Raw genomic sequence first — 21,464 nt, forward strand, 5'->3', positions numbered from 1 at the left:
TATTTAATCTCTTTCTTTCTTAGTTAGCTGCTAGTGTTTTAAAGTATTGCGTTAATGCGTCAACCTGTGCTTGTGGGTTGTCGAGCGCATTAAATACTCGCCTAAACTGACCGTCACTGTCATGGGTTTGCAAATACCAAGATACATGTTTGCGAGCGATTCGCGCTCCCATTGGCTCGCCGTAAAACGCATGGAGGTTATCTAAATGCTCCATTAAAATACTTCGCACCTCTGAAATAGCAGGTGGTGGTAAGTGTTCTCCAGTTCGCAAATAGTGGTCTATCTCCCTAAATATCCAAGGGCGACCTTGGGCGGCTCGGCCAATCATGATGGCATCTGCACCCGTATAGTCCAAAACCTGCTTTGCTTTTTCTGGAGATGTAATATCACCATTAGCAACCACAGGTATCGACACTGAGCGTTTTATATCCCTAATCGTGGCATATTCTGCTTCACCTTTGTACATACATGCGCGTGTACGCCCATGTACGGCAAGTGACGCAATGCCATAACGCTCAGCTATTCTCGCAATCTCTACACCATTACGGTTGTCCTGATCCCATCCTGTACGGATTTTAAGTGTGACAGGGATATCAACAGCGTTAACCACTGCATCAACTATCTCTTCCACAAGTTCAGGAAACTGTAATAATGCAGAGCCTGCGAGTTTCTTGTTCACTTTTTTTGCTGGGCACCCCATATTGATATCTATGATCTGTGCACCGTTAGCAACATTGAATTGTGCGGCCTGCGCCATAAGCTCAGGATCAGCTCCTGCAATTTGCACCGCGCGTATACCCGACTCACCGCTGTGATCCATACGGTTCATCGATTTTTCAGTTTTCCAAACCTTCGGGTTTGACGATAACATTTCAGACACGGCCAAGCCTGCGCCTAAGCGGCGGCAAAGCTGTCTAAATGGTCTGTCTGTAATACCTGCCATTGGCGCGACTATTACATTATTCTCAAGTTGGTATGAACCGATACGCACTGTATTCAATAGGCCTCTTTTCAAGGGGCGCTAAGTTTACGGTTTTTTTAGGAAAAATCAAAGGCTATAAATTGAACAAAAGTGACTTTTTTTTGCCCTTTTCGTATTGACTTTTGATAACCGCATGACAAGTGGGTCGATTTGTTTGAAATTTAAACAAAAAATAATTTTGTTAAATTATGCGAGCTAATTTTCGAACTGTAAAAAAATAGTAAAGCCTGTTAAATACAGGCTTTACATGCAAGTTTTGAGTTAAAACTCTAAATTTATAAATATATGCGGTTAGCTATTTTTTGTACCGCTTACACGGGTCCAATCACCCTCTAGTGCAATATCGTCAAGCTCAATAAACGGTGCGTAAATATCGGCAACCGATTGGGCTTGCTCTTCTAATATACCCGACATAGCAATTTTGCCACCCGGTTTAAGTAATCCCAAAATTACACTGTGAAGCTCACGCAGCGGCTGCGCTAAAATATTAGCCACTACAATATCAGCACTAAACTCAGGTTGGTTTTCTGGTAGGTATACCTCAAGCTTATCGGCTACGCCATTACGTTGTGCGTTATCTAAGCTTGCTTCAAGCGCTTGCGGGTCAATATCAATACCTATCATGCGCTCTGCACCAAGTTTAATGGCTGCAATGCCTAAAATTCCCGAGCCACAACCAAAATCAACCACTGTTTTACCACTTAAATCTTGGCTTTCTAACCATTTAAGGCACAATGCCGTTGTTGCATGCGTACCCGTACCAAACGCAAGGCCTGGGTCGAGCAGTACATTAACTGCATCTGGGTCTGGAATGTCGCGCCAGCTTGGGCAGATCCACAGTTTTTCGCCGAACTGGATTGGGTGAAAGTTATCCATCCACTCACGTTCCCAGTCTTTATCTTCTAGTTGCTCAATTTTGTATACCAGCGTGTCTTTAATTTCATCATGACGCTTAAGTAATGCAATTACCGCGTTCATATCATGATTGGCTTCAAATAGACCAATTACAGTGGTATCGGCCCAAAACTCTACGGTGCCAATTTTAGGCTCATAAATAGGCGTGTCTTTAGCGTCAATAAAAGTAACAGAGGCGCTGCCTGCTTCCATTAATAAGTCACTCACTGCATCTGCGGTAGCAGCATTGGCATTGATACGGATTTGGATCCAAGCCATGGTTGTTTCCTTTAAATAGAAAAAAGGCCGCTACAGCGGCCTTTTTAGTTTATATGAAGCGCTAAATTATTTAGCGTCTAAAAAGCTTTTTAGTAAATCAGAGCGAGAAGGGTGGCGTAATTTACGCAGTGCTTTCGCTTCTATTTGACGAATACGCTCACGTGTTACGTCAAACTGTTTACCTACTTCTTCTAAGGTGTGGTCGGTATTCATATCAATACCAAAGCGCATACGAAGTACTTTAGCTTCACGGGCTGTAAGGCCTGCTAGCACGTCGTTTGTTGCGCCACGAAGAGATTCCATTGTTGCCGAGTCGATTGGCGAATCAATAGTGGTATCTTCGATAAAGTCACCTAAGTGCGAATCTTCATCATCACCGATTGGTGTTTCCATCGAAATTGGCTCTTTGGCAATTTTAAGTACCTTACGGATTTTATCCTCAGGCATCATCATGCGTTCTGCTAATTCTTCAGGATTTGGCTCACGACCCATTTCTTGTAACATTTGACGAGAGATACGGTTAAGTTTATTAATCGTTTCTATCATATGTACTGGAATACGGATTGTTCTTGCTTGGTCAGCAATTGAGCGGGTAATCGCTTGGCGAATCCACCACGTAGCATAAGTCGAGAACTTATAACCACGGCGGTATTCAAACTTATCTACCGCTTTCATCAAGCCAATGTTACCTTCTTGGATTAAATCTAAGAACTGTAAACCACGGTTTGTGTATTTTTTAGCAATTGAGATTACAAGACGTAAGTTAGCTTCAACCATTTCTTTTTTCGCACGGCGCGCTTTTGCTTCACCAATGCTCATACGACGGTTAATGTCTTTAATACGCTCAATGCTTAAGCCTGTGCTTTCTTCAATTACACATAGCTTTTGGATGCAACGAATAATTTCAGGCTTCACTTCTTCAAGTTTAGCTGAATGTTTTTCGTTAGCATTTATTTCTAGGTCTAGCCACGCTGAGTCAGTTTCGTTATTAGCAAAGTGCTTAATAAACGTTTTCTTAGGTAGCTTAGCAATTTGTACCGCTTGTTTCATGATAAGGCGTTCTTGAATACGCACTCTATCCATCATTTCACGCATGTTGTTAACCATGCGATCAAACTGTTTTGGTACTAATTTAAAAGTTCTGAAAAGCTCGCCAATTTCAAAAATAGCGGCTTGAGAATCTGGGTGCGAACGCCCTTTTTCATCAAAGGTAGCGCGAGCTTTAACGTATAAATCACGTAAGTTTTCAAAGTGAATACGGGCTTCTTCTGGATCTGGGCCTGTATCTACTTCTTCTTCGTCTTCATCGTCATCGCTGTCTTTGTCATCTTCATCATCGTCTTCATCAAGTTGTTCTTCACTTAATTCAGAGCCAATGTGAGTTGCTGAGATTTGCGCTTCGTCTTCGTTAGGGTCGAAAAAGCCTGAAATAATGTCGCTTAAGCGCATTTCTTCTGCTTCAAACTTATCCCACTGTTCAAGTAGATAAGTAATCGCTTCAGGGTATTCGGCAACAGAAATTTGTACCTGGTTGATACCTTCTTCAATGCGCTTAGCGATTACAATTTCGCCTTCACGTGTAAGAAGTTCAACAGTACCCATTTCACGCATATACATGCGCACTGGGTCAGTTGTACGGCCAATTTCTTTTTCTACAGTTGCAAGGGCTGCAGCAGCAGCTTCTGCTGCGTCTTCGTCTGTCGTGGTTTCTTGCATCATTAATTCATCAGCATCAGGCGCGTTTTCGCTAACCTTGATACCCATGTCATTAATCATGCTAATGATATCTTCTACTTGATCTGAGTCGATTATGTCTTGTGGAAGGTGATCATTTACTTCAGCAAAAGTTAAATAGCCTTGCTCTTTACCTTTTTGAATCAGAAGTTTTAATTGTGACTGAGGAGTTGGATCCATAGAGATTGTTTCTTCCACTCTGATAAGTTGATACAACAGGCGTCATCATAGAGTTAGCCTTTTAACTAACTTTAATAATGTGACGCAGTGAATAGCACAGTATAACAGTTTAAATCAAGTCTGACTAGCTGTTACTCGCTTTTAGCGCTGTCATAAGTAAATGACATTCTAGTTTTTCATCACTTGATAAGCCCTGTGTCTTGTCCTTTATTAATAAGGTCTCTAGTCGATAATTTAAACACTGATCTTCAATAAATTTAAAAGTATTTTGAAAAACAGTCTCTAAACGCTCATCACTAATTTGGTGCTGCCATGTGGCAAGCTTTACTAGTGGTTCGTAATCTTCGGAATCTCTAAATGACTCGAGTAAAACCGCTGTGTTAGCATTGTCTTTTTGCAGTGCGCGCTCTTGTAAACGCAGTAGCAAACCAATGCCTGCTATGTTCATTTGCGCCAATTCAGGCAAATGGGGCACACTTTTAGCTAACTGTGGGTGCTGAATTAAAATACCAATAGCTTGGCGCATTGGGGTAATTTTAAATTTTCGTTCAACAGCGTGTTGTTGCTTTGGTGTTTTTAAGCGGCTATTTAGTTGCTCACGCGTACGGCCAATTAATCGCCCTAACTGCTCTAAAATATTTTCTTGGTAAAATTCACTCGGAATTTTTTCAATCAACGGCAAAGCGGCACTCAACAGCTTAGCTTTGCCTGAGTCGAGTGTTAGGTCTACTTCTTGGCTAAGCTTATTAAATAACACTTTGGTAAAATCATCTGCTTGGCTTAAGCGTTGCTCAAACTGTGTTTTACCTTCTTGCTGAACCAGTGAATCAGGGTCTTCGCCGTCAGGTAAAAATACAAAGTGTAATGCTTTGCCATCGTTTAAGTAGGGCAGGGCATTTTCTAGTGCTCGCCATGCAGCGTCGCGGCCCGCTCTGTCGCCATCGTAACAACAAATAACTTTGTCGGTGGTTCTAAATAGCGTATGCATATGCTCGCTTGTGGTTGCGGTACCAAGCGCAGCTACGGCATATTCAATACCTTGCTCTGCAAGTGCAACTACATCCATGTAACCTTCTACAATGAGTACATGTTCAAGCTTTTTATGTGCTTGTTTTGCCTCATAAAGGCCATATAGCTCAAAACCTTTATGAAAAATGCGGGTCTCTGGTGAGTTGAGGTATTTTGGCCCTTGGTCGGCTTGCATTACACGCCCGCCAAAGGCGATAACACGGCCACGTTTATCACGAATAGGGAACATTAACCGATCGCGGAAAAAATCAAACTGCCTACCTGGTGTTTTTTCTGAGGCGAGCTTAAGCTCGACCAGCTGTTCTTTTTGCTCTTTTGTTCGGCCAAGTTGTTGGCACAGCGCTTCCCATTCGCTCGGCGCATAACCAATCATAAACTTTTTAACGGTTTCGCCACTTAAACCACGCCCTTTTACATAATCAATCACCGCAGCAGAGTTACTGTGGTGCTTTAATTGATGCTGGTAAAAGCGTGCTGTGTGTAACATTAAATCGTAATCTGAGCGCTTTTGCGCTGCTGTGCGCTCAGGTGCTGAGCTAGTACCTTTCTCGCGAGGTACGTCTAAATTTAAAAGGCTTGCGAGCTCTTCTATGGCATCAACAAATTCAAGCTTGTCGTATTCCATAACAAACGAAATAGCGTTGCCATTAGCACCACAGCCAAAGCAGTGGTAAAACTGTTTATCTTGAGAAACAGTAAACGAGGGAGATTTTTCGTTATGGAAAGGGCAGCAAGCTTGGTAGTCTTTACCTGCTTTTTTAAGACCAACTTTAGAGTCTATTAGCTCTACAATATCTGTTCTGGCGAGTAAATCGTCAATAAAATTTCGTGGGATCTTTCCAGCCATGTTTTGTAAGTAGTCCTAACAATTGGTGAGGTGTAATTTCAACACAATGCGCGCATTTATAAAAGGGGTATTGGTAAGCTAAAAAGCTACATTATATCCATGGGCAATAATACTTAATCATTTTTAGGTGCTAAACCTGACGCTAACAGCGTGCAAAGCTAGGATATTGAAGGTAGAGCAGTGCAGGCGCAGTAAGTGATAGCCCTAAATAACCCATTTTACCTAGCCTTCGATGTGCTTTTGTAGCTACACAATAAATCACTTAATTACATGCACGAGCATTACTTAAAAGCGTTTTGTTTGTCTACTTAAACGAAGAAACCGAGCACTAGGCTCGGTTTGCTTTAATCATACTTTGTGTATGTGGGAGTATTAGGCTGTTAATCGTTGCTTAATTAAACCAGAAAGCTTGCCCATATCGGCACGTCCTTCGGCTTTGCTTTTGATTATGCCCATTACTTTACCCATGTCTTGCATACCTGCTGCATTAGTATCAGCAATAGCCGCATCAATAAGGGCAACTATTTCTTCTTCACTCAATTGTTGAGGTAAAAAAGTTTCTAGTGCTGCGATCTCATTGGCTTCAATTTCGGCTAAATCTTCACGCCCAGCATCTTTGTACTGAGTGTAAGAATCACGACGTTGTTTAACAAGCTTCACTATAACGGAGGTAATACCTGCGTCGTCTAGTGTTATTTGCTCGTCAATCTCACGTTGCTTGATTGCGGCAAGCACCATGCGAATAGGGTTAAGACGTTGTTTGTCTTTCGCTCTCATCGCATCTTTTTGCGCATCTTTTAGCGTTATTAAAAGGCTCATTTATACAAGACCTAATACTATTAGTATAATTTAACGCGACGTGCGTTATCGCGAGAAAGCTTCTTCATGTGACGCTTAACCGCTGCAGCTTTTTTACGCTTACGCTCAGCTGTTGGCTTTTCATAGTGCTCGCGACGACGAACTTCTGAAAGGATACCTGCTTTTTCACATGAACGCTTGAAGCGACGAAGTGCTACGTCAAACGGTTCGTTCTCTCTTACTTTAATTACTGGCATTAAAAATTCACCTACCTAAATTATGAGCGTTGCTCAAGTTGATCAAACATTGATCAAGTGGTTCAAAAATGGTGCGGTATTGTAATCCGAAGCAACACCACATGTAAAGGATAATATTAACAGAAATGCAGCGGCTTAAATAGTGTTAATTTGGCTGGCGTTGGTATAGCCTGCAGAATACTTGCCCTGCTTTTTTTTCTTTAATTAACAGCCAGTTATCTGGTTGTGAAAAGCTGCTTAGTTCGGTTTCTACCTCAACATAAATGAGCGCGTCTTCGCTAAGCCATTGGTTATTTTCTAATAAATCACAGCTACTTTGCGCTAAGTTTTTACGAAATGGTGGGTCAACAAAAACTAAATTAAATGGTGAATTTGTATTCTTTTGCTCTAAATATGAGAGTGAATTAGTGTGTTTTACCTGTGCATTTTCAAGCTTTAAGGTACTAATATTTTGCTCAATTTGCTTAGCAGCCGAGGCATCTAGTTCGATAAACGTGGTGCTTTTAGCAAACCGAGAAAGCGCCTCAAAGCCAAGCCCGCCAGAGCCTGCAAAGCAATCGAGTACTGTTGCATCGCGCGTATCTTGCATTAACCAATTAAACACGGTTTCTTTAATGCGGTCTGTTGTTGGGCGTAGCCCTTCTACATTTTTTACCGGCAGTTTACGGCCACGAAATTGCCCGCTAATTACTCTAATAAAGCCGTCAGTAGATTTGCTAATTGCTTTATTTTTCGTTGTTTTTTTTCTCATTTAGGTCACTAAAAAATGGTATAAGGGATCTAGCTCAGATAATATTGTGCGTAGTTTACGTTTAGCTTCATTTTTCAACCGCATTAAAAGTGTTACTATTTAGCACTTACGTTTTGAACGGTTGTTTGGCCGGCACGCTTTGCTGAGCCACACCAAGCTATTTCAAATTTTAGTTTATCAGATTTTTATAAGTGGTTATTAGCAAGTATGGCAAAAAAAAGTAAATTCATGTCTTGGCTCGGTTTTGGTAAGTCAGATAAAAAACAAGCAGAAGCTGATAAACAACAGGCATTAGCTCAGCAACAAGAGGCTGAGCGCTTAGCGGCAGAAAAGGCCGAAGCAGAGCGTGAAGAACAAGCGCGTATTGCTGCTGAAAAAGCACAAGCAGAGCGTTTAGCAATTGAAAAGGCTAATGCAGAGTTGCTTGCAAAAGAGCAAGCCGAAGCACAGGCGCAACAACAAGCACAAGCTGCACGTTTAGCTGAGCAAGAAGCGCAAATGCGTTTAGAGCAAGAGCGCATGGCTGCACAGCGAGCTGAGCAACAACGTTTAGACACAGAGCGTGAGCAAGCTGAGCAAGATGAAAAATTAGCAATTGAAAAAGCCAACGCTGAGTTGCTTGCGAAAGAGCAAGCTGAAGCACAGGTACAACAACAAGCACAAGCCGCTCGTTTAGCAGAGCAAGAAGCGCAAATGCGTTTAGAGCAAGAGCGTGTTGCAGCAGAAAAAGCAGAAGCTGAGCGTTTAGAACAAGAGCGTATTACACAAGAACAGGCAGAAGCTGAACGTGCAGAGCAAGAACGTATTGCTGCAGAAAAAGCAGAAGCTGATCGCTTAGAACAAGAGCGTATTGCCGCAGAGCAAGCAGAAGCTGAACGTGTAGAGCAAGAGCGTATTGCCGCAGAGCAAGCAGAAGCTGAGCGTTTAGAGCAACAACGAATTGCCGCAGAGCAAGCAGAAGCTGAGCGTTTAGAGCAACAACGAATTGCCGCAGAGCAAGCAGAAGCTGAACGTGTAGAGCAAGAGCGTATTGCAGCAGAGGCCGAGCGTTTAGAGCAACAGCGAATTGCCGCCGAGCAAGCAGAAGCTGAGCGCTTAGAACAAGAGCGTATTGCAGCAGAGGCCGAAGCTGATCGTTTAGAGCAAGAGCGCATTACGGCAGAGCTTGCAAAAGAAGAAGCTAAACTTGCCGAAAAGCCTAAAAAAGAAGGCTTTTTTTCACGTCTTAAAAAAGGGTTATTAAAAACCCGTGTAAATATAGGCTCTGGCTTTGCATCTATTTTTAGTGGTAAAAAAATAGACGATGATTTATTTGAAGATTTAGAAACACAGCTTCTTACCGCCGATTTAGGTGTTGATACCACCATGAAGCTGATTGATAGCCTTACTGATGCCGCAGATCGCAAGCAGCTTAAAGATGGCGATGCGCTTTATGACTTAATGAAGCAAGAAATGGCCGCAATGCTTAAAACAGCTGAGCAACCGCTTGAGATACGTGCTGATAAAAAACCATTTGTTATATTAATGGTCGGTGTAAACGGCGTAGGTAAAACGACAACCATTGGTAAGTTAGCTAAGCAATTTCAAAATGAAGGTAAGTCGGTTATGTTGGCCGCAGGTGATACCTTTCGTGCAGCAGCCGTAGAGCAGCTGCAAGTGTGGGGCGAGCGTAACAGCATTCCTGTTATTGCCCAGCACACTGGTGCAGATAGTGCCTCGGTGGTGTTTGATGCATTTCAAGCCGCTAAAGCGCGTAATGTAGATGTATTAATTGCCGATACAGCAGGGCGCTTGCAAAATAAAGACAACTTAATGCAAGAGCTTGAAAAAATAGCCCGCGTAATGAAGAAAATTGACCCCGATGCACCGCATGAAGTTATGCTAACCATTGATGCGGGTACAGGTCAAAATGCAATTAGCCAAGTAAACTTATTTAATCAATGTGTTGGTTTAACCGGTATTACCCTCTCAAAACTTGATGGTACTGCTAAAGGTGGGGTTATATTTGCGGTTGCAGATAAGTTTAATATTCCTATTCGTTACATTGGTGTTGGCGAAGGTATTGATGATTTACGCGCATTTAAAAGCGATGACTTTATTGACGCTTTATTTAGCCAAGATGAGGATGACGCTTAATACATAAAAGGGAGCTTGCTCCCTTTTTTGGTCTGTTTATCTTTTGAGATTAAACATGCGCTGCCCTTTGGGCTATTTACTTTTTATTGCTCGGTTTTTACTTAGTCCTCTGGGCTATAAACCTTGCGCCGCGATTAAATAGCCTCTAGGTAGAGCAAATTTCAATCCTGAAAGGTCAACAGGCCCTAGCTAAGGAATTCCATTTTACTAATTTGGGACTGGCATAATAAAAAATGATAAATTTTCAGCAAGTAAGTAAAACCTATCCGGGTGGGCATCGCGCTCTCGAAAAAGTTACATTTCATATTAAGCCTGGCGAACTGGCTTTTTTAACAGGCCACAGTGGTGCGGGTAAAAGTACCTTATTAAAGCTCATTAGCTTAATGGAGCGCCCCTCTGCAGGCAACGTGCTAATTAATGGTGTTGATTTAAATAAAGTTAATTCTCGGCAAATTCCTTATGCGCGCCGCGATATTGGTATTATTTTTCAAAATCATCGATTGTTAGAGCGTTACACTGTGTTTGATAACGTTGCACTGCCGTTGATTATTGAAGGCACTCATCATAAACAAATCGCTAAACGAGTTCATGGTGCGCTAGATAAAGTAGGGCTGTTAGATAAAGTTAAATGCCATCCTTCTACACTCTCTGGTGGTGAGCAGCAACGCGTAGGTATTGCCAGAGCGATTGTAAATTCTCCGCCTATTTTATTAGCTGATGAACCAACGGGTAACCTTGACCCCGAGCTCTCTATGGAAATATTAAGGCTATTTGAAGATTTTAATAAACATGGTACGACAGTACTTATAGCAACACACGACCTTGGTCTGGTGTCGCGTTTAAAATACCGTAGCCTGACTTTAAAAGATGGCCGTATGCTTGAAGACCCACTTGCGGAGGGCACGCTGTGAGCTTGTTATTTAAAGGACGCCAAAACTCAAACGACAAACAAAAAAAATCAGCCATAGCTGGCGGTTATTTTTTTATTATTAATATTTTTCGCCAAGGGGTGCACAGTTTAGGTGAAATGTGGCGTACGCCACTTGCATCATTAATGACAATTGCGGTACTTGGCCTAAGTTTAACATTGCCTGCAACGCTTTATTTAGTCGTAAAAAATGTACAGCAAGTCAGTAGCGGGTTTGAAGAAGCCAGTGAAATATCGCTTTTTGTAAAAGAAAGTATGAGCGAGCAAGAAACACAAACCTTAGTAAAGCGTTTAGCACTTTACGCCGAGGTAGAAAGTGTTGAATTTATTTCTAAGCAGCAAGCATTAACTGAATTTAAAGATGTGTCGGGGTTTGGGCAAGCTTTAGAGTACCTAGATAGCAACCCGCTACCCGATGTTGTATTAGTGACACCTACTAAGCGGCATCGCCAGCCTAATGCGGCTAAAGCGCTGCTTACAAAGCTTGAGAACGAGCGCGAAGTAGATTTTGGTAAGCTTGATATTGCTTGGCTTGAGCGCCTAAATGCATTATTAGACTTATTAAAAGAAAGCGTTATCACAATTGCTTTATTACTTCTTACCTCTGTCACGCTTATTATTGGTAATACGATTCGTTTATCGATTATGGATAAAAAAGAAGAAATACAAGTAATGAAGTTAGTAGGTGCTACCAATACGTTTATACACGCTCCGTTTTTGTGGACCGGCATTTGGTATGGCGTTATAGGGGGCTTGTTTGCATTTATTTGTATTGCCTTAATGATGTGGTGGTTAACTAGCGCAGTAAGCAGCGTTGCAGGCGTGTATCAAACAAGCTTTTCGTTAATTGGTTTAACGCTTAATGAGTTTGGCGCATTAGTATTACTAGCAACCAGCTTAGGCTTTATTGGTTCTTACTTATCGGTTAACCGATATATTAAAGAAATTGAGCCTGATAAAGTATAAGTACGGCTGCTAATGGCTGACTCAAAAATGTCATGTTTGTATATTATCATCCTCAAATGAGATTAGTTGTAAATGCGCTGTTACGCTTGCGCTAATCTCTTGCAATCCCTTAGTTCATCACTTATTCAGTCGCATGTAGTAGACTTAACATACACTAAAAAACCGCTTGATTTACGCTTAAAAAAAGTTTTAAATTGGGGTTAGCACTCTTAGAGAAAGAGTGCTAAGATGGTTTCAAATGTTTATCACCGAGGTGAAAAATGAGTAAAGATTTATACGCAATGGCACTTACAGTTGGGCAACAAAGCGCAAGTATGGACGGCTACCTTCAAGCGGTTAGCACAATTCCTATGCTTAAAGCTGAGCAAGAGAAAGAGCTAGCAACACGACTTCAAGAAGAAGGCGATCTTAGTGCTGCAAAGCAACTCATTATGTCGCATTTACGCTTTGTAGCACATATTGCTAAAAGCTACTCGGGTTATGGTTTACCGCAAGCCGACTTAATCCAAGAGGGCAATATAGGCCTGATGAAAGCGGTTAAGCGTTTCGACCCGAGTGTGGGTGTACGTTTAGTGTCTTTCGCTGTTCATTGGATTAAAGCAGAAATTCATGAGTTTGTGCTCAAAAACTGGCGCATCGTAAAAGTTGCGACCACTAAAGCGCAACGTAAATTGTTTTTTAATCTTCGTAAAAACAAAAAACGTTTAGGTTGGTTTAACCAAGCTGAAGTAAGCACTGTAGCGAATGAGCTAGGTGTGAGTGAAAAAGAAGTTCGTGAAATGGAATCGCGTATGAGCGGCCAAGACATGGGCTTTGACTTAACGGGCGACGATAACGACGACGCACCAACAAGTACATATTCACCAGTACAATATTTAACAGACGGCTCAGCTGATTTAGCTGACGATATTGAGCAGCAACAATGGCAAGAGCAGTCACATACTCGTTTATTTAGCGCGCTTAAAACGCTAGATGAACGCTCACAAGACATTGTAAGTGCACGCTGGTTGTCTGATGACAAAGCAACACTACAAGAGCTTGCTGAAAAATACAGTGTATCTGCTGAGCGTGTTCGCCAGCTAGAAAAAACAGCGATGAAAAAGCTGCAAAGTGCTATGAGCTAATAGCGCAAAAAATGTAAAACTTAAAAAGCCCTGCATTAATATGCGGGGCTTTTGCTTTGTGGCTATAAGTATTTTAATCAACGTTTTAGCTATTAATATTGCTTTTATTAGCTTAGTTGTATGGCTTAAATATACTTAAAATACCGCTTAAAGCTACCTAGCGTTGATCCCTTTACCTTGCGCCTGTGCTAATTGTATGTATTTTTTATGCACTAGTTGCGATACCGGAACTAACTCAAAGCCTTGCTCGGTGAGCTTAGGTAGCGCTTGGCGTAAAAAGTCGATGGTTTCTGGGTAGGGGTGGGCAATCGCTATGGCAAAGTGGTGTTTAGTCGCTTTATATTTTAGCTCATCCAGCCTTTGCTGCAGTTGCTCATGCGTGGTTATATTGTCTAAAAACACATGGCGGCCAATATTTTCAACCCCGATAAAATTTGCCGCATTTTGCGCTTGGCTTAAGTCGGTAGTACGGCTATCTAAAAAGAATAAATTACGTTTTTTAAGAACTTCCATAGTCCACTCCATGGCTTGGCTTTGTTGAGTGAGTGCCGACCCCATATGGTTATTAACCCCTTTTACTTGCGGTAAGCTTGCCAGTGCAGTGCCTAAAGTTTTTTGTAGCTGTTCTTTATCCATATTTACGGTGAGCCCGCCAGGGCCGAGTGCTTTACCGTTTAAGGCTTGCATAGGTACATGCAATAAAAGCTCTTTATTTGCTTGGCTGGCAAGTGTGGCAAAAATTTGAGAGTAGGGTGTGTGGGGCAAAATTGAATACGACAATTGCCCTGGTAAGGAAAGAAATTCTAAATCTCGCTGATGATAGCCAATATCATCAATTACGATGGCTATTTGCTTTGCCCAAGTAGTGCTAGATACAAAGCAGATAGCCAACAACAGCCATTTTATTATTTTCACGTTTATAGTTTTTATTATCTTTTTAATTTATTAAGAGTATTTAATCTCAGCGCCGGGTAATAAAGCTATCTCAGCAGCTATTTTTAGCGCTAACTGCGTTGAATTTACTTAAAACTTATAGCTAGAGAATAGCAGAATCTAATAGTGTTAATATTTATTCTGTTATTAAATCGCTTACCTAGAGTTCAGATTATTTACTATTGCATGCTAAGTAATTGCTTAGCTTTTACTAACTGTAAGTCGCCCAGTATTTCATGTTCAAATTGTGGTGCATTTTTGTTCTGCTCATTTTTTATTATAACGGCTTTATTTGATTGTGGAAGGGTTGCTTGCGCAATTGCTACATCGGGGGTAACGCCTACGCCTTCAATCGATACGCCCGCAGGTGTAAAGTACTTAGCAGTTGTTAATTTTAGCGCTGTATTACCATCACCAAGTGGGATCAAAGATTGCACCGATCCTTTGCCATAAGACTGATTACCAACCACTGTAGCACGCTTATTATCTTTTAAAGCAGCGGCGAGTATTTCAGCCGCAGAGGCCGAATTTTCATTAATAAGCACCACAATAGGCAAGCCTTTAAGTATGTCGCCTCGTTTAGCGTAGTAGGCTTGGTTAGCGTCGTAATAGCGCCCTTTAGTGGTGACGATAGTGCCGCTTTGTAAAAATAGATCCGCTACCGCCACTGCGCTTTGTAAAGTACCACCTGGGTTGTCACGTAAATCAATAACTAACCCTTTAAGGGGCGTGCGATAATCATTTTTAAGTGCAGCTACCTGCAGCGCCACTTCATGTAAGGTGTGATTAGAAAAATTATTTATGGCTAAATACCCAGTGCCTGAGTCGAGTAATTGGCTAGTGGCGCTTTCTAAGTTTATTTCTTTGCGGTTTACCGCAAAGCTAATTGGTTGCTGCTGCCCTGCGCGCTTTATTGTTAGTTTAACCGCGTTAAAGCGGGTATCTTTTATCAACGCAGCTACTTGCTCTAAGCTACCTGTTTGCGTGTTTATATCATTAACACTAACAATAATATCGCCCGCTAAAATACCGGCCTTTTTGGCTGGGGAGTTTTTAACAACACCAACAATAGTAATGTCACTGTCAATGTCTTTCACTTCAATGCCCACGCCAGTGTAATGGCCATTTGTATTATTAAATAAAGCGTCTAAGTCATTTTCATTGAGGTATTTAGAATACGGGTCTAGCTGGTCGAGTAAAATTTCTACTTGCTGATTATTAAAGGCACCCTGTGCACCTTTTGTCAGTGATAAGTCATCAACATAATAGGCTTTAATGTTGAAGAGTATTTCAGAAATTTGCTGACTTTTAAGATCTTTAACTGAGCTGGCAAGTAATGAATTGCTAAAACAAAAAATAGCAATACAGGTTAATGCGCACAATAAAAACGAATAGCGCGTACGGGAAGAGGGAAATGAGCGTGTTTGTGGTATTTTTTGAGTCATCAGCTGCTCCTAATGCGGTGCAGCTGTTTTATTCACTTAAATACGTCTGCACCATTTAACAGGATTTACTGCGCGTCCTTTGTGGCGTATTTCAAAGTATAGACCAGAACTCGATTGTCCGCCGCTTTGACCTACTAATGCCAGCGTTTCGCCTTCTCGAACCATGTCGCCCACATCTTTTAATAATGTTTGCGCATGGCCGTATAGGCTCATAAAGCCCTCACCATGATCAACCACAATAACCCAGCCAAAGCCTTTAAGCCAATCAGCAAAAACAACTTGGCCATTATTAATACTGTTTACATTAGTGCCTTCTTTTGCACCAATTAACACGCCTTTCCAGTCTATGCCGCCATGTTTGCGCTGACCAAATGTGTGTTTTAACTTTCCTTTGCTGGGCCAATTAAGCTTGCCTTTACTTTTATTAAGGCCGAGTAATTCAATTTTTTGAGTCTTCTCTTGCTCAAGTTCTTCAATGGTGGTGATTAATGTTTGCTCGTTGTCTTTTAAGTAATTAATCGAGCTTTTAGTGCTATTGAGCTGTGCTTGTAAGTTTTTAAGATTAGTTTGGCGCTCGCTTTGGGCATTTACTAGCGCGCTTTGGCGTCTTTTTTGTTCTTCAAATAAGGCGGCTAATTTTTGTTTGGTTTTGGCAAGTGCAGCTTGGTTTTCTGCAATTTGTTGTTGTAGTACTTTAAGCTCTTCAATTTGCTCTATGCGCGCTTTATTTAAATAGTTGTAATAGCTTAAGGTACGCTCAAATTTAGCTGTGTCTTGCTGGTTTAAAAGCATTTTGGGGTAGTCGTCGCCCCCAGCCATGTAAGCACTTTTTAGCTGGGCCGCTAAAATGGCTTGAAATTGCGCGTGTTGCGCTTTTAATTGCTGTGCTTTTTGTTGCTGGGCTTGTTGTTTTTGCTCTGTTTCTTTTACTGATTGCTCAGCCATATTGAGGGCTTTGGCATTTTTAGCTATTTCTAGCTCGTGTTTTTTTAAGTTTTTTTGCAGTGCGGCAATTTTTTTTCGCTGTGCGTTGTACTCTGCTTGGCTTTGTTCTAATGCAGATTGCACTTCAGATAGGTCTTTTTTAGTGCGGTTTTCGTTAGCGGTTGCAGGTGCAACCACTAACGAAACCAATACAAATGTATAAACACTAAACCAATTTACTGGTTTGCTCATGTGTTATTTCAACGTCATGATTGGCGTACCGGTCATTTCGCTTGGTTGCTCCATGCCCATGAGGTGTAGCATAGTAGGTGCTACATCACTTAATGCTTTGCCTTCACTTGGCGTTGCATCGCGTCCTACATAAATAAATGGCACTGGCTCGCTAGTGTGAGCGGTATGAGCTTGGCCCGTGGCAGTATTTGCCATTTGCTCTGCATTACCGTGATCGGCTGTGATAAGTGCTTCACCGCCAAACTCATCTAGCGCTTCTACCACGCGGCCTATACATGCATCAACTGCTTCACAGGCTTTAACCGCGGCTTCAAACACACCAGAGTGACCCACCATATCGCCATTCGGGTAATTACAAATAATGGCATCAAACTTACCGCTTTTAATGGCTTCAATAAGTTTGTCGGTTAGCATTTCAGAATTCATTTCTGGCTGAAGGTCGTAAGTGGCAACCTGTGGAGAAGGAATTAATTCGCGTGATTCGCCTTCAAATTCATCTTCGCGTCCGCCACTAAAGAAAAACGTAACATGAGCGTATTTTTCTGTTTCAGAAATACGTAGCTGCGTTTTGCCATTTTTTTCAAGCCATTCACCTAATACGTTTACCAGTGGCGTAGGGCCAAATGCGACAGGGGCATCAATATCGGCTGAGTATTCTGTCATCATTACAAATGCGCTTAACTGTGGTGATTTTTTCTTTTCGAACCCATCGAAGCCTGGCTCTACAAAGGCACGGGTGATTTCACGGGCACGGTCGGCTCTAAAATTAGCAAAGATGATAGTGTCGCCATCATTAATTTGTGCTGCTTCAGTGCCTTGTGGCGTGATGGTGGTTGGAGCTACAAATTCATCGTTTTCGTCGCGCTCATAGGCGGCTTCTAATGCCGATACACCATCAGCATAATTAAATTCGCCTTCACCTAATGCCATTACATTGTAGGCTTTTTCTACACGGTTCCAACGGTTGTCTCTGTCCATGGCGTAATAACGGCCCACAAGAGACGCTAAGCGGCCACAATTTAGCTCGGCAAATAAGGCTTCTATACGCTCTATTGATGCTTTAGCACTGCGTGGTGGTGTATCACGGCCATCTAAAAAGCCATGAAAATATACTTCTTTTGCACCGCGTTTAGCGGCTAATTGAATACTTGCGACAATATGATCTTCGTGGCTGTGAACACCACCTGGGCTTAATAAACCCATAATATGCACGGCTTTGCCTGCAGCGACTGCTTTATCGATGTTTTCAACAAGTGCAGGAGTTGAGTCAAATTCGCCATCGTTGATTGCTTTGGTAATGCGAGTAAAGTCTTGATAAACAACACGACCAGCACCTAAATTTACATGGCCTACTTCTGAGTTACCCATTTGCCCTTCAGGTAAGCCTACATCTAAACCTGAGCCTGAAATTAATGTGCGTGGACGGGTTGCCCATAGGTTGTCTAAAACGGGGGTGTTGGCTGCAAGAATCGCATTGCTTTGCTCATCTTCGCGGTATCCCCAACCGTCTAAAATCATTAATACCAGTGGTTTTTTATGCTCTGTCATAATAGCTCCTGAAAATTAGCACCTGTTGATGGGTACTGTGCGCCGAAAGGTTATCTGGTTAGTTTTAGCATACCGTGTTTTAGCGCCAGAATCAGCACTGAGAACAAGATATTAAATTTTTTACTTACTTTCATATATGGGGTGCTTTATGAGTTTTTAAAGCGCAGCAAACTCGCATTTTAACTTGGTTTGGGTATACTTGCGTGGCTAAAGTACAAAATACCTAGAATATTAGGGCGTGTTGCACTTTGGTGGCTGAATTTGCAGCAGTATGTTTGGTTTTTAGGTAAGGCAGAGTCTATGAAGTGTGGTTACTCCCCATAAATAGGCGATAACGTAGCATAAATACCAAACATGCGCTGCCCATTGGGTTCTTTCTAGGGGCTATTACCTTTTGTTGCCTACAGGGATGTAGGTAAGGGGCGTGAGCAGGACGCGGAAGCTTTGCTCGGTTTTTACTTAGCCCACTAGGTTACAAATCTCGCGCCGCGATTTAATCGCCCCTAGATTGAGTGAATTTCAATCCACAAAGGCCAACACGCTCTAGGTTTAGAACATAATTTCATAGTGGAAGTAGAATGGATCAATATATTGAATTTATTACAAATCATCCTATTTTAAGCCTAGCTTGGGTTGGTCTTGTATTCCTTATTGTAAGCGGCTGGATAAAGAGCAAGTTTTCAGCAGTGAGAGAAATAAACCCACAGCAATTAACACTTCTTATTAATCGTGAAGATGGCAAAGTAGTTGATATTCGTGCTCAAAAAGAATTTAACGCAGGTCGTATTGCGGGTGCTGAACACTTAAGCCCTGAAAAAGCAAAACAATCTGACTTTTCAAGCCTTGAAAAGCACAAGAGCAAACCCATTATACTAGTATGTGCCACAGGCATGACTGCTCAAGGTATTGCTAATGCAATGCATAAAGCAGGCTTTGAATCGGTTTATGTATTATCAGGTGGTATGGGGTCGTGGCAATCTGCCAGCCTTCCAACTACAACAGGTCGCTAATCAGTTTAGTAGTACCGATAGAGGATTTATTATGAGTAATGTTGTTTTATACACCAAAGCGTACTGTCCATTTTGCCAACGTGCTCTTGCACTTTTAAACAGTAAAGGCGTTGAGTACACAAATATTGATATTGGTGTTCAACCAGAGCTTCGCGATGAAATGATTGCTAAAGCAGGTGGTGCAAGCACAGTACCGCAAATTTTTATTAATGATGAACATATCGGTGGCTGCGACGACATGATGGCTATTGAAGCGCAAGGTAAACTTGACGCTAAGCTAAATGCTTAATTTTAATTATAAAAACTAACACGTAGGAAGCACAATGAACGAAGAAAATCAAAACGCAGCAGCACAAGAAGGTGGCGCACAATTTACTATTCAACGTATTTACACTAAAGATGTATCGTTTGAAACGCCTAACTCGCCTGCGATTTTTCAAAAAGAATGGACGCCAGAAGTGAAGCTAGACCTAGACACGCGCTCTAATAAGCTAGACGAAGGTGTGTTTGAAGTGGTTTTAGCACTAACGGTTACTGCTTCTATTGGTGAAGAAACTGCGTTTTTATGTGAAATTCAGCAAGCCGGTATTTTTACAGTTGGTGAGCTTGAAGAAGTACAACTAGCACATATGCTAGGTGCATACTGCCCTAACGTGTTATTCCCATACGCGCGTGAAGCTGTATCTAATCTTGTTAACCGTGGTACTTTCCCACAGCTTAACCTTGCGCCAGTGAACTTTGATGCGTTATTTGCACAATACATGCAACAACGTACTGCGCAAGCTGAGCAGGTTTCAGCAGACGCATAATTTATGAGTACAGCAACTTCAGCTGTTACTGTATTAGGAGCGGGGTCTTACGGCACCGCTCTTGCTATTTGCTTAGCCCGAAATGGTCACCAAGTGACACTTTGGGGTCGCAATAGCGACGACGTTGCCACGCTTGCAGCTGAGCGGAAAAATCAACGTTACCTTCCTGATGTACCATTCCCCGACACTCTTTTATTACAAGCCGATTTACAACAAGCCGTAGCCAGCAGTGCCATTGTACTTGTGGTTGTGCCAAGCCATGCCTTTGCAGATACATTGCAGCAAATTAAACCTGCGCTGGTTGAAGGTGCGCAAGTTGCGTGGGCAACAAAAGGGCTTGAGCCAAATACTGGTCGCTTGTTACAAGAGGTTGCCCTGCAGGAACTAGGTGATGAGATGCCGCTTGCGGTTTTATCAGGGCCAACCTTTGCAAAAGAAATGGCAATAGGGCTACCTACTGCGATATCGGTGTCGTCTACCTCAACGGTGTTTGCGCAACAACTTGCAGATTTACTCCATTGTGGGCGCTCGTTCCGCGTGTATAACAACGATGACTTTATTGGCATTCAGTTAGGTGGCGCGGTTAAAAACGTAATAGCCATTGGTGCAGGTATGTCTGATGGGGTGGGCTTTGGTGCTAATGCACGTACTGCACTGATCACTCGCGGCTTAGCTGAGCTAACGCGCTTAGGGTGTGCCTTAGGTGCAAAGCAAGAAACCTTTATGGGTATGGCTGGACTTGGCGATTTAATCTTAACATGTACCGACAATCAATCGCGCAACCGTCGCTTTGGTTTGGCATTAGGTAAAGGTGAAGGGGTTGATGCTGCTATTGAGTCTATCGGGCAAGTTGTTGAAGGCTTTAGAAACACAAAAGAAGTGTATTTATTAGCACAACGCGCCGGTGTAGAAATGCCTATTACTGAGCAAATTTATAAAGTACTTTATGAAAATAAAGATATGAAAGAAGCCGCCATGGCACTATTAGGCCGAGAGCAGCGCGCCGAATAAATGAGCATATAATGCTCACTTTATTAAAAGCATGAACATGCTGTGCTATTAAAAAAACCGACGCTATGTCGGTTTTTTTTATTATTTGGTACAAGGTGTTTATTGCGCGTTAGGAAAGCCTAGCTGGCGCCAAGATTCATAAACGAATACCGCCACAGCGTTTGATAGGTTCATACTACGGCTATTGGGCTGCATAGGAATGCGCACACGCTGATCGTTAGGTAGCGCTTGAATCATCTCATCGGGGAGGCCGCGAGTTTCGGGCCCAAACACCAAGCAATCACCTGCTTGGTAACTGGCCTCGTGATGAAACTGGCTGCCTTTAGTGGTGCATGCATACACTTTTTTAGGTTGGCACTTTTCAAGGTAGGCTTCAAACGAGGCATGGCGCTGTACGTTACTAAACTCGTGGTAATCTAGCCCGGCACGTTTTACTCGCTTATCGTCCCACTCAAAACCTAATGGCTCAATTAAATGCAGTGAGTAACCTGTGTTTGCACACAAGCGTATGATATTTCCTGTATTTGGTGGAATTTCAGGTTGATATAAAACGATATCCAGCATAATGCGCCTTTCTATTAATCTATAATTTGACGAGTGGCAGTATACACGAAACCGGTAAAAAAA

Annotated in this window: 20 protein-coding genes; 8 read left to right on the top strand and 12 right to left on the bottom strand. The window is 42.1% G+C overall.

The features are described from left to right. Positions 1 to 19: 19 nt before the first annotated feature. The 7 genes from dusB to rsmD form a co-directional block, all read right to left on the bottom strand. A complete protein-coding gene (gene dusB, locus MTF68_RS14845) occupies positions 20 to 991 on the bottom strand; it encodes a tRNA dihydrouridine synthase DusB (RefSeq protein WP_004588630.1) in 972 nt (323 codons plus the stop codon). 282 nt (positions 992 to 1,273) lie between these two features. Beyond that, positions 1,274 to 2,155, bottom strand: a complete 882-nt coding sequence (prmA, locus tag MTF68_RS14850) for a 50S ribosomal protein L11 methyltransferase (protein WP_121638027.1) — start codon at positions 2,153 to 2,155, stop codon at positions 1,274 to 1,276. A 66-nt stretch (positions 2,156 to 2,221) separates the two neighbouring features. Further along, positions 2,222 to 4,069 carry an RNA polymerase sigma factor RpoD gene (rpoD, locus tag MTF68_RS14855; RefSeq protein ID WP_054983281.1) on the bottom strand — a complete coding sequence of 616 codons (1,848 nt, stop codon included), beginning with the start codon at positions 4,067 to 4,069 and terminating at the stop codon, positions 2,222 to 2,224. Between the two features lie 124 nt (positions 4,070 to 4,193). Further along, positions 4,194 to 5,945: a DNA primase gene (dnaG, locus tag MTF68_RS14860; RefSeq protein ID WP_004588627.1), complete on the bottom strand. Its 1,752-nt coding sequence runs from the start codon at positions 5,943 to 5,945 to the stop codon at positions 4,194 to 4,196. 372 nt (positions 5,946 to 6,317) lie between these two features. Then, positions 6,318 to 6,764 (bottom strand): GatB/YqeY domain-containing protein, encoded by a 447-nt coding sequence (locus tag MTF68_RS14865; protein ID WP_004588626.1) that lies wholly within the window; start codon positions 6,762 to 6,764, stop codon positions 6,318 to 6,320. Positions 6,765 to 6,784: 20 nt separating this feature from the next. Further along, on the bottom strand, positions 6,785 to 7,000 hold the full coding sequence (rpsU, locus tag MTF68_RS14870) for a 30S ribosomal protein S21 (protein WP_002957797.1): 216 nt from the start codon (positions 6,998 to 7,000) through the stop codon (positions 6,785 to 6,787). A 145-nt stretch (positions 7,001 to 7,145) separates the two neighbouring features. Then, positions 7,146 to 7,751 (bottom strand): 16S rRNA (guanine(966)-N(2))-methyltransferase RsmD, encoded by a 606-nt coding sequence (gene rsmD, locus MTF68_RS14875; RefSeq protein WP_004588625.1) that lies wholly within the window; start codon positions 7,749 to 7,751, stop codon positions 7,146 to 7,148. A gap of 207 nt (positions 7,752 to 7,958) precedes the next feature. On the opposite strand from rsmD, the gene ftsY reads away from it, so the two are divergent. From ftsY to rpoH, 4 genes are all read left to right on the top strand, one after another. After that, positions 7,959 to 9,887 (top strand): signal recognition particle-docking protein FtsY, encoded by a 1,929-nt coding sequence (gene ftsY / locus MTF68_RS14880; RefSeq protein ID WP_248462931.1) that lies wholly within the window; start codon positions 7,959 to 7,961, stop codon positions 9,885 to 9,887. A 233-nt stretch (positions 9,888 to 10,120) separates the two neighbouring features. Then, entirely contained in the window at positions 10,121 to 10,798 is a 678-nt protein-coding gene (gene ftsE / locus MTF68_RS14885; RefSeq protein ID WP_004588623.1) for a cell division ATP-binding protein FtsE, read from the top strand. Beyond that, the gene (gene ftsX / locus MTF68_RS14890; RefSeq protein ID WP_004588622.1) at positions 10,795 to 11,781 is read left to right on the top strand and encodes a permease-like cell division protein FtsX; all 987 of its coding nucleotides are present in this window, start codon (positions 10,795 to 10,797) and stop codon (positions 11,779 to 11,781) included. The genes ftsE and ftsX overlap by 4 nt, the downstream gene beginning before the upstream one ends. 260 nt (positions 11,782 to 12,041) lie before the next feature. Next, the gene (gene rpoH / locus MTF68_RS14895) at positions 12,042 to 12,905 is read left to right on the top strand and encodes an RNA polymerase sigma factor RpoH (protein WP_004588621.1); all 864 of its coding nucleotides are present in this window, start codon (positions 12,042 to 12,044) and stop codon (positions 12,903 to 12,905) included. Between the two features lie 153 nt (positions 12,906 to 13,058). Here the strand turns inward: rpoH and MTF68_RS14900 are convergent, their stop codons facing one another. The 4 genes from MTF68_RS14900 to gpmM all read right to left on the bottom strand — a co-directional run bounded on the left by MTF68_RS14900 (position 13,059) and on the right by gpmM (position 18,007). Continuing rightward, the gene (locus MTF68_RS14900) at positions 13,059 to 13,820 is read right to left on the bottom strand and encodes a divergent polysaccharide deacetylase family protein (RefSeq protein ID WP_248462932.1); all 762 of its coding nucleotides are present in this window, start codon (positions 13,818 to 13,820) and stop codon (positions 13,059 to 13,061) included. A 197-nt stretch (positions 13,821 to 14,017) separates the two neighbouring features. Next, positions 14,018 to 15,283 (bottom strand): S41 family peptidase, encoded by a 1,266-nt coding sequence (locus MTF68_RS14905; RefSeq protein WP_121638023.1) that lies wholly within the window; start codon positions 15,281 to 15,283, stop codon positions 14,018 to 14,020. A 36-nt stretch (positions 15,284 to 15,319) separates the two neighbouring features. Next, the gene (locus MTF68_RS14910) at positions 15,320 to 16,459 is read right to left on the bottom strand and encodes a peptidoglycan DD-metalloendopeptidase family protein (RefSeq protein ID WP_096740206.1); all 1,140 of its coding nucleotides are present in this window, start codon (positions 16,457 to 16,459) and stop codon (positions 15,320 to 15,322) included. 3 nt (positions 16,460 to 16,462) lie between these two features. Further along, a complete protein-coding gene (gpmM, locus tag MTF68_RS14915; RefSeq protein WP_004588617.1) occupies positions 16,463 to 18,007 on the bottom strand; it encodes a 2,3-bisphosphoglycerate-independent phosphoglycerate mutase in 1,545 nt (514 codons plus the stop codon). A 578-nt stretch (positions 18,008 to 18,585) separates the two neighbouring features. On the opposite strand from gpmM, the gene MTF68_RS14920 reads away from it, so the two are divergent. Genes MTF68_RS14920 through gpsA form a run of 4 tightly spaced genes read left to right on the top strand, consistent with a single transcriptional unit; the run spans position 18,586 to position 20,837 of the window. Then, positions 18,586 to 19,017 (top strand): rhodanese-like domain-containing protein, encoded by a 432-nt coding sequence (locus MTF68_RS14920; protein ID WP_004588616.1) that lies wholly within the window; start codon positions 18,586 to 18,588, stop codon positions 19,015 to 19,017. A 31-nt stretch (positions 19,018 to 19,048) separates the two neighbouring features. Beyond that, complete coding sequence (gene grxC / locus MTF68_RS14925; protein ID WP_004588615.1) at positions 19,049 to 19,306, top strand: glutaredoxin 3; 258 nt, start codon at positions 19,049 to 19,051, stop codon at positions 19,304 to 19,306. 34 nt (positions 19,307 to 19,340) lie between these two features. Next, positions 19,341 to 19,826: a protein-export chaperone SecB gene (gene secB, locus MTF68_RS14930; protein WP_004588614.1), complete on the top strand. Its 486-nt coding sequence runs from the start codon at positions 19,341 to 19,343 to the stop codon at positions 19,824 to 19,826. A 3-nt stretch (positions 19,827 to 19,829) separates the two neighbouring features. Further along, the gene (gpsA, locus tag MTF68_RS14935; protein ID WP_248462933.1) at positions 19,830 to 20,837 is read left to right on the top strand and encodes an NAD(P)H-dependent glycerol-3-phosphate dehydrogenase; all 1,008 of its coding nucleotides are present in this window, start codon (positions 19,830 to 19,832) and stop codon (positions 20,835 to 20,837) included. A 99-nt stretch (positions 20,838 to 20,936) separates the two neighbouring features. On the opposite strand, the gene trmL is transcribed toward gpsA, so the two are convergent. After that, entirely contained in the window at positions 20,937 to 21,401 is a 465-nt protein-coding gene (gene trmL, locus MTF68_RS14940; protein WP_004588612.1) for a tRNA (uridine(34)/cytosine(34)/5-carboxymethylaminomethyluridine(34)-2'-O)-methyltransferase TrmL, read from the bottom strand. Positions 21,402 to 21,464 lie beyond the last annotated feature (63 nt).

Source organism: Pseudoalteromonas sp. 2CM37A, assembly GCF_023161885.1.
GTDB classification, from domain to species: Bacteria; Pseudomonadota; Gammaproteobacteria; order Enterobacterales; family Alteromonadaceae; genus Pseudoalteromonas; species Pseudoalteromonas atlantica.